6 protein-coding genes are annotated in these 6,147 nt (G+C 31.1%); 2 read left to right on the top strand and 4 right to left on the bottom strand.

What is annotated here, in order from left to right:
* Positions 1–62: 62 nt before the first annotated feature.
* Positions 63–599 (top strand): GrpB family protein, encoded by a 537-nt coding sequence (locus tag CD111_RS00415; RefSeq protein ID WP_095089258.1) that lies wholly within the window; start codon positions 63–65, stop codon positions 597–599.
* A 55-nt stretch (positions 600–654) separates the two neighbouring features.
* Positions 655–1,572, top strand: coding sequence for a UDP-N-acetylmuramate dehydrogenase (murB, locus tag CD111_RS00420; RefSeq protein ID WP_095089261.1), 918 nt, complete (start codon positions 655–657; stop codon positions 1,570–1,572).
* A gap of 577 nt (positions 1,573–2,149) precedes the next feature.
* Here murB and CD111_RS00425 read toward each other — a convergent pair.
* The 4 genes from CD111_RS00425 to CD111_RS00440 all read right to left on the bottom strand — a co-directional run bounded on the left by CD111_RS00425 (position 2,150) and on the right by CD111_RS00440 (position 6,007).
* Positions 2,150–3,190 carry a ferrated catecholamine ABC transporter substrate-binding lipoprotein SstD gene (locus tag CD111_RS00425; protein WP_095089264.1) on the bottom strand — a complete coding sequence of 347 codons (1,041 nt, stop codon included), beginning with the start codon at positions 3,188–3,190 and terminating at the stop codon, positions 2,150–2,152.
* Positions 3,191–3,283: 93 nt separating this feature from the next.
* The gene (locus CD111_RS00430; RefSeq protein WP_095089268.1) at positions 3,284–4,084 is read right to left on the bottom strand and encodes an iron ABC transporter ATP-binding protein; all 801 of its coding nucleotides are present in this window, start codon (positions 4,082–4,084) and stop codon (positions 3,284–3,286) included.
* Complete coding sequence (locus tag CD111_RS00435; RefSeq protein ID WP_095089271.1) at positions 4,081–5,046, bottom strand: iron chelate uptake ABC transporter family permease subunit; 966 nt, start codon at positions 5,044–5,046, stop codon at positions 4,081–4,083. Before CD111_RS00435 ends, CD111_RS00430 begins: the two co-directional genes overlap by 4 nt.
* Positions 5,039–6,007 carry an ABC transporter permease gene (locus CD111_RS00440; protein ID WP_095089275.1) on the bottom strand — a complete coding sequence of 323 codons (969 nt, stop codon included), beginning with the start codon at positions 6,005–6,007 and terminating at the stop codon, positions 5,039–5,041. The genes CD111_RS00435 and CD111_RS00440 overlap by 8 nt, the downstream gene beginning before the upstream one ends.
* Positions 6,008–6,147 lie beyond the last annotated feature (140 nt).

The following is a 6,147-nucleotide window of genomic DNA, read 5'->3' on the forward strand; positions in this document are numbered from 1 at the left end:
TAATTTCATGGATAATTAAAATGTTACATTAACTTTCAAATACTTATATGAAAGGAATTTTTATGTTAAAAAAACCACAATCCTTTATTCAATTACAATCATCAGATGATTTTAAACCAAATTATATCAATATTCAACAACTATTAATACATTTATTAGATACACCTGTTCAAAATGTTTATCATATAGGTGGTACAAAACAAACATATTATGAAACTGAACCAATTGTAGATGTGCTTGTTACAGTTAAATCATTACATGATATCACAAGTTTAGATGAAAAAAGACTCAACTACCATCAAATATATAGATTACATCATCAATATAAGAAAAAAGTCATGATGGCTCAATTCGAAGATATGATTTCACTTAAACAAATCGCTCGTTTACACATTGTTGAACAAAATAGTCAGATGTTATATGATTATTTAACTGTGGAGCGACTTTTATCTGATCACACATCTATAATAGAAGCATTTCAATCTTTTAAATGCGAAGCTTTGTCCAATGCGACAAGCATTAAAATATATGAAAATAGTAAACAACAGTGGTTTGAAGACCTTATATCGAAGCATCAACACAAAGAGAATCGCATATGATTACAAATATTGATATAATCAATATAAGATCATAATAAAGAAAGGACGTCGAACGTTGGATAATCAAACTATATTAAAGGAATTATTATCATTCCTACCTCAATCATTAATTAAAGTAGATGAACCTTTAAAAAAATATACTTTCACTAAAACAGGAGGTAAAGCTGATTTTTATTTGTCACCAACTTCACATATAGAAGTCCAAAAAATCGTAAAATTAGCTTATAACAATCAAATTCCATTAACATTTTTAGGGAATGGCTCAAACATTATTATTAGAGATGGCGGTATTAGAGGTATCGTTATTAGTCTTTTAGAATTCAATCAAATTAGTGTAAACAATCAATCTATAACTTGCGGGAGTGGCGCTGCAATCATCAATGTATCAAGACGTGCTAGAGACCATCATTTATCAGGATTAGAGTTTGCATGTGGTATTCCAGGATCAGTCGGTGGAGCCGTATATATGAATGCTGGTGCTTATGGTGGAGAAGTTAAAGATTGTATTGATCATATAAAAGCAATTGATGATACAGGTGAACTACATATTATCCAAGGCGAAGATTTAGAGTTAGATTACAGAACGAGTATTGTTCAACGTAAACATCTCGTTGTATTAGAAGCAACTTTCAAATTAGAAGTTGGAGATATTCATACTATTCAAGCGACAATGGATGATTTAACACAACGTCGAGAAGATAAGCAACCTTTAGAGCACCCTTCATGTGGAAGTGTATTCCAACGACCACCTAATCACTTTGCAGGTAAACTTATTCAAGAAGCGGGTTTACAAGGTCATAGAATCGGTGGTGTTGAAGTTTCAAAGAAACATGCAGGTTTCATCGTAAATGTTGATAACGGAACCGCAACAGATTATGAGCAAATTATTGCGCATGTACAAAAAGTTGTTAAAGAAAAATTTGATATTGAACTTAAACGCGAAGTTCGCATAATAGGTGAACCCGTAGATTAGTATTAATTTTTCATAAAAATACCTGAGACGAACTTTAAAAAGCAGTAGAAAATCAGATTCTTATCTGAAATTCTACTGCTTTTTTATTTTTCGCTATATCTTTACTTGTAGATTGATTTCCTAGGTTCATGACTTACACCATCTCATGGATTAACTACTGCGTTATTCCATGACTTACACCATCTTGTGGATTAACTGCCGACTTATTCCATGACTTACACCATCTTGTGGATTAATTACCGACTTATTCCATGACTTTGCCCATCTCTTGGATTAACTGCCGACTTATTCCATAACTTTGCCCATCTCTTGGATTAACTGCCGAGTTCTTCCGTGACTTACACCATCTCTTGGATTAACTTCTGAGTTATTCCGTGACTTACACCATCTCTTGGATTAACTTCTGAGTTATTCCATGACTTCCACCATTTCGGACTCCATATTTAATAAATGACTCAGAAGAACTATACATTCATAATAAAACACGAGGAAATCATTTTTTATCATGATTTTCTCGTGTTAATTAATACTGAAACGAAGGAAGTTCCAGGTGTTTTTATTATATAACTATAATTTATTACTTTAATCCCTTCATAACTTCATCAATTTGCTTCACAGTCGTTCTTACACCACCAGAAGATAAATACCACAATTGTGGATCAACTTGTACAACGTTATGATGTTTAATTGCTTTTACATTTTTAATGACATCATTAGATAATGCTGCTTTAGATGTTTCTTTACCACCTATCGCTTTGCCTCTATCCATTGCATAAATAATATCTGGGTTTTTCTCAGTAATATATTCATAACTAATTGGTTGTCCGTGACCAGCTACTTTAACGTCTTTAGCACTTGGTTTCAATCCTAATGTGTCATAAATTAAACTACCAAAACGTGACCCCGGACCAAATGTTGATAATTCACCTTCATTAACAAGTAAATACATCGCCTTATCATTTGATTTACTTGCTTTTGTTTTCACTTCTTTAACTTTATCTTTAAGGTCTTTGTTTAACGCTTTTGCCTTCGATTCTTTCTCGAATATTTTACCTAAGTTTGTTGTGTTTTCTTCGATTGAATTCAAGTAATTTTTATCATCTGCACCGACATATAATCTTGCTGCATCTGGTGCTGCTTTTTTCAATTCATCTTGAACTTCAGTACCTGATGTTCGACCTGAGAATAGAATTAAATCAGGATTAATCTCTGCAATTTTATCGAAGTTTACTTCTTTCAGTGAACCTGTATTTATGTACTTATCATCTTTAAATTCATCTAAGAATTTAGGTAATGTTGCTTTACCTTCTCCTTTAGGTACGCCTTTCACTACATCTTTAGCGCCCAACGCTTCAATCGTATCTAATGCACCATAGTCTAGTACGACTACTTTTTTAGGGTTTGTAGGAACTGTCACTTTCTCGCTAACACTTTTAGCATCGCTTCCGTCATCTTTCTTACCACGTACTTGATATTTTGATTGTATTTCAATAGTTTTAGGTTTGTTTTTCGTATCTTCTTTAGATGTTTGTTTCTCTTTGTTGTTAGAATCATTTCCACAAGCTACGAGTACAATTGATAATAATGTAATTAATATAAAACTAAATGCTCTTTTCATTGATATGGATTCTCCTTAAAATTTGGTGTTGTCATAAAGTGTTCTAATATATACATTAAAAATATCAAGCATCACTCCTTTCAATGTCTGATGTTACATGGCTAATGTTTGTATTTCTTCAGCTGCAATAAATTCATTATCAAAATACACGCATATGCGTTGGCCATTAATATTCTCGATCTTAATATTTAAATCATATATTTTACTTAATACATGCTCATTGATGACTTCATTTTTAGTTCCAGAAATTTCTACTTTGCCATCTTTAATTGCGATGATTTTATCTGAATAACAAGAAGCGAAATTAATATCATGAATGACTATAACAATCGTCTTATTCATTTCTTTAACGAGTCTTCTTAATATTTTCATAATTTGTACAGAATGTTTCATGTCTAAATTATTCAACGGCTCGTCTAACAATATATATTCAGTATCTTGAGCAATGGTCATAGCTATATATGCACGTTGTCGCTGTCCTCCTGATAATTCGCTTAAATATTTATGTTGTATGTCACGTAACCCTAGATAGTCTAGTGCTTTATCTATCATAATATGGTCTTCTTTCTTTAGTTTTCCTTTTGAATATGGAAACCTTCCGAAACTAACGAGCTGTCTTACAGTAATTTTGAGTTCTGTATGATTTGATTGTTTTAAAATCGCTAACTTTTTGGCTAAATCATTACTTTTCATTGTCGAAATATCTTTATTATCGATTTTAATATTTCCATTATCTTGTTCTAATAATCGACTAATTATAGAAAGTACAGTACTCTTTCCTGCACCATTTGGTCCAATAAACGAAGTGATTTGACCTTTTTCAATTTCAATATCTACATTATCAACTACTTTACATTGTTGGTAAGTTTTCGTTAATGATTCTACTTTTATCATGCTGCATTTCGCTCCTTTAATATTAAGAATATAAAGTATATGCCTCCTATAAAATTAATCATGATACTAATTTCAGTAGTACCTTCAAAGACATGTTCAACAATCCATTGACCTAAAAATAAACTCACCCAGCTAATCAATATCGCAGCAGGTAATATATATTTATGTTCTAGTTCTTTCATAAATTCATGGGCTAAATTTACGACCAATAATCCTAAAAATGTGATTGGGCCTACTAATGCAGTTGAAATCGTAACGAGTAGGGCTACCATAACCATTAACCACCTTGTTACATTTGCATAATGAACACCTAAATTAATAGCATGATCACGACCTAAAGATAAGACATCTAAATAAGATTTAAATTTAAATGCTATCATGATCATCATGAGCAATATCACGCCAGAAATCATAAGTAGTTTTTCATTTATAGCACTAAAACTTGCGAACATGGCACTTTGAATTGACAAAAATTCTTCCGGGTCAATCATCATCTCTATAAAACTAGATAAACTCGAGAAAAATGTTCCAAACACAATTCCTAACAACAATATGAAAAATACATTTTGATCTTTAGACTTAAATAAAATTTGAAAAAGTAACAAACTAAATAAAATCATGCCAATTAACGTAATCACAAAGTTCAATTGACTATTGAGCGCTACTACTGATGTAGAACCAAAGAAAAATATAATAGCAGTCTTAATAAACATATATACAGCATCTAGCCCAATAATAGATGGCGTTAAAATTCTATTATTCGTTATTGTTTGAAAGATGACAGTAGAAACCGCTATGCTTCCTCCTACTAAAAGCATGGCAATGAATTTTCTTATGCGGCCTGTTAATTGGTATTCTAATATTTTGGGATTTAAATTATAGAATAAATACAAAGATGCTATTAGCAAGGTAATAATTGATAAAAGGATGATTTTCTTAGATGGCGTTAATTTATTAAACATTTCTAGTTCTTCCTTTCATCAATAAAACTATAAAGATAAAACTACCAATTACACCAATTGTTAAGCCAATTGTAATTTCATAAGGAAAAATAATCAATCTGCCTAAAATATCACAAATCATCACAAATAATGCACCAAATACTGCTGTGTGAGGTAATGCATTCTTCAAATGATCTCCTCTAAATATAGAAATTAAATTTGGGATAATTAATCCTAAAAATGGCATCATTCCGACTGTAACAACGACTAGTGCTGTAATGACAGCTGTAATCGTTAATCCAATATTGACGGTTCTTTGATAATTTAATCCTAAATTCACACTGAAATCTTTGCCCATTCCCGCAATCGTGAATTTACTAGCGTATATGTATGCGAGTACAAGTAATGGAATACTTATAAAAAGTATTTCATACCGACCACTTGTTATAATCGAAAAATTGCCTTGCATAAAGTTACCAATACTTTGAACTGCATTTGTTCTTAGTGCTACGAAAGTTGAAAAACTAGACACAATATTACCGAGCATAATACCTACAAGTGGAATAAAAATAACATCCTTGAATTGAATTCTCTGAAGAATTTGCATGAATAACAATGTTCCAAACAAACTTAACAAAGTAGCAAAAAGCAATTTCAACAAAATATTTGAATCTGGAAATGCGATAAGCGCAATTAATATACCCAATCTCGCCCAGTCCATTGTTCCAGCTGTAGTTGGTGATACAAATTTATTTCTTGTAAGTTGTTGCATAATTAACCCACTTATAGCTAAACAGCTACCTGAAATAATGATACTTATTGTTCTAGGTATCCTACTAGCAACAAGAATATTCTTTTCTTCATCAGACAAATTAAAAATGTGAAACGGTTTAACTTCAGAAACACCAATAAAAATTGAGAAGAAAGTTGCAATAATTAACATTATGATCAAAACATCTAGACGCATTAAAAATTTACCCATTGAACAATTTTCTCCTCTTTAATTGATAATGATTATCATTATCTTTATTTTAATAAAGTTGTATTACAAATGCAAGCATATCTTATAAAATTTTTATAAAAAAGGGCGGGACAGAAATCTATTTATATTAAAAATAGATT

Source organism: Mammaliicoccus stepanovicii, from assembly GCF_002902525.1.
In the GTDB taxonomy this organism is placed as follows: Bacteria; Bacillota; Bacilli; order Staphylococcales; family Staphylococcaceae; genus Mammaliicoccus; species Mammaliicoccus stepanovicii.